Below are 2,929 nucleotides of genomic sequence, written 5' to 3' on the forward strand. Positions count from 1 at the left end.
GTGGGCGTTCAGGGCCTTGATGATCTCGCTCTCGTGGCCTGCAGTCACGGCCGCCTCGACGCCCGCGCCCAGGGGCTCGACGAAGCAGGTGGCGTGCTTCAGGTCCGGCGACAGCCGCACCTCGGTCACGGTGATCGACACGCCCAGCAGGGCCTCGTCGTGGATCTCCTGCTCGCGCAGGACATCCACCAGGGCGTGACGGATCAGTTCGCCGGCGCGCAGCTGGCGCTGCGACGGACCCATCGGTCCGGTGGCGTTGCGGGTATGCTGTTTGCGGCTCATGGCGCGCCTCCCTTGTTCGCTCGCCGGGGATCGGACGCCGGCTGAAAAAGCGAAGGGCGCGGTCTAGTCGCGGACGGGCTTCAAGTCCAGCTTGGCGGCGTCTTGCTCCGCGAGGGCGGCGGCCCGCATCACCTCGCCCGAGGTCACGGCGCGGAAGGGACGGACAGGCAGGCCGGCCGCGGCCAGCAGCTCCGCCGTCCAGTGATTGCACAGGTGGCCGATCCAGAAGGTCTCGCGGCTTTCAAAGAAGCGGGCGTCGTCGCCGGACCGCGCCGCCGCCAGGATCGGACGGCCCGCCGCATCCGTCGCCAGCGAAGCCTGGACCCGCGCCCGCAGCCCCGCCATGCCCGCCCTGGAAAGCCGCAACACCTGCCGGTCCTCAGGCCGGAAGCGGCGCGTCGGATCGCTCGCCTCCGGGTCCAGCATGACGACGGAGGCGTTGCCGGGCCGGAAGAAGGCCCGCGCCCCGTCGGCCAGCCGCCCCGGGATCGGGCTCTGATCCACATAGAAGGTCGCGTCGCCCCAGCCGACCAGCACCCAGTCGCCGGGGCCCAGAATGGCCGTCGCCTCGGCCAGAGGTCCGCCCCCCTCGATCAGGGCCGCGCGCGGCACGACCAGATCGGTGTGGAAGCCGTTGTCGAGCAGATAGACCATCACCCCCGTCTCGTCCGGTCGGGCCGGATAGAGGGCCGGATCGCCGGGTCGGGTCAGGGTCCACAGGGCCGCGATCAGACCGATCAGGGTCGCGATCAGCAACCGGCCCGGCACGCCCCCCTCAGTTCGGGCCGTAGGCCGCGGGCGCGTCCCGCGCGGGGCTGCTTCCCGGCTGCGTCGCCCATTCGCCGCGATAGTCGTAGTTCAACTGGACGCAGTGACGATGCTGACCGTCGCTCCAGCGGCCCACCGCGTGCATGGTCATGGGCCGGCCCGCCCGCACCCGGCCGACCACCACCCAGGTCTCGTCCGCTCCAGGGCACAGGGCGCGGGCCAGACCCCGGCCGTCGCCCTCCTGCACGATGGAATAGACGCCGCTCTCGCTGGCCCCCGCCGGCAGGGTGCGGCGCACGGCGTCCGGCCCGCCCGGCGTGAAGCTGGCCGAACCGCGCGAGGTGCTGGAAAACAGATTGCGCACGGCGGTCGCGCCGAACAGGCCGCGCTCGACCTCCAGGGTCACGCCGCGCGTCAGGGCCTGGGTCGTGCGATCACGCGCGTCGAAGGCCAGAAAGCGGGTGGAGGCGGCGGCGGGCCCCGCCCAAAACGCCGATAGGGCGGCGGCGGCGATCAATGCCGAGATCTGGGCCGAGATCAGGATATGGCGGCGCATGGCGAACCCGTCGATGAACACGCCCCCCGGCGACACGCGGAGCCTAGCCGGGCCGGCGGCCGCCGTGAAGCCTAGACCCAAAAAGACGAAGGGCGCGGTCCCTTGCGAGACCGCGCCCCAAATGCCCGGATCGAGCCGTCAAACGCCCTAGTCGAGGGTGCGCTTGACCTCTTCGACGGTGAAGCACTCGATGTAGTCGCCTTCCTTGATGTCCTGGAAGCCCTGGAACTGCATGCCGCACTCCTGGCCCGCCGACACCTCGTTGACCTCGTCCTTGAAGCGCTTGAGGGTGTTGAGGACGCCCAGTTCCAGCACCACCACGTCGTCGCGGATGATGCGGACGCGCGCGCCCTTGCGGACCACGCCTTCGGTGACACGGCAGCCGGCGATCTTGCCGACCTTGGTGATGTCGAAGACCTGCAGCACCTTGGCGTTGCCGAGGAAGGTTTCGCGCTGGAGCGGCGCCAGCATGCCCGAGAGCACGCCCTTCATGTCGTCCAGCAGATCGTAGATGATCGAGTAGTAGCGGATCTCGACGCCTTCACGATCGGCCAGTTCGCGCGCCTGCTTGGACGCACGGACGTTGAAGCCGAGGATCGGCGCGCCGGCCGACTTGGCCAGGTTGACGTCGCTCTCGGTGATGCCGCCGGCGCCCGAATAGACGGTGCGGGCGCGGACTTCGTCGTTGCCCATCTTCTCCAGCGAGCCGACGATGGCTTCGGCCGAACCCTGCACGTCCGCCTTGATGACGACCGGCAGTTCGTTGACCTTCTTGGACTGCAGCTTCGACATCATGTCGACCAGCGAGACCGAGCCGCCCGAGACCTGGTTCTTCTCGCGGCGCGCACGCTCGCGATACTCGGTCAGTTCGCGGGCGCGGGCCTCGCTCTCCACCACGGCGAAGACGTCGCCCGGCGAAGGCGCTTCCGACAGGCCGAGGATCTCGACCGGAACGGAGGGACCGGCTTCGGTCAGTTGGGCGTTGCGTTCGTCCAGCAGGGCGCGCGCCTTGCCCCAGGCGGAGCCGGCCACGACGATGTCGCCGCGCTTCAGCGTGCCGCGCTTGACCAGCACGGTGGCGACCGGGCCGCGGCCCTTGTCCAGCTTGGCCTCGATGACCACGCCTTCGGCCGAACGGTCCGGGTTGGCGCGCAGGTCCATGACCTCGGCCTGCAGCAGGATGGCGTTGATCAGGCCGTCGAGGTTGGTGCGGTTCTTGGCCGACACCTCGATGATCTGGGTGTCGCCGCCCAGGCTTTCGGCGATGACTTCGTACTGCAGCAGCTCGTTGACGATCTTCTGCGAGTTGGCGTCCGGCTTGTC

4 protein-coding genes are annotated in these 2,929 nt (G+C 69.8%); all 4 read right to left on the bottom strand.

Annotated features, from left to right (window positions below):
• Positions 1-282 (bottom strand): ribosome-binding factor A (locus VGE49_RS07695; protein ID WP_331033975.1); only part of this gene is annotated, 282 nt, incomplete at its 3' end.
• Positions 283-345: 63 nt separating this feature from the next.
• Positions 346-1,050, bottom strand: coding sequence for a DUF2459 domain-containing protein (locus VGE49_RS07700; protein WP_331033976.1), 705 nt, complete (start codon positions 1,048-1,050; stop codon positions 346-348).
• Positions 1,051-1,057: 7 nt separating this feature from the next.
• Positions 1,058-1,606, bottom strand: a complete 549-nt coding sequence (locus VGE49_RS07705; RefSeq protein ID WP_331033977.1) for a hypothetical protein — start codon at positions 1,604-1,606, stop codon at positions 1,058-1,060.
• 147 nt (positions 1,607-1,753) lie between these two features.
• Positions 1,754-2,929, bottom strand: a 1,176-nt coding sequence (infB, locus tag VGE49_RS07710) for a translation initiation factor IF-2 (RefSeq protein WP_331033978.1), incomplete at its 5' end; no start/stop codon positions are given.

It is taken from the genome of Brevundimonas sp. (genome assembly GCF_036405315.1).
Taxonomy (GTDB): domain Bacteria; phylum Pseudomonadota; class Alphaproteobacteria; order Caulobacterales; family Caulobacteraceae; genus Brevundimonas.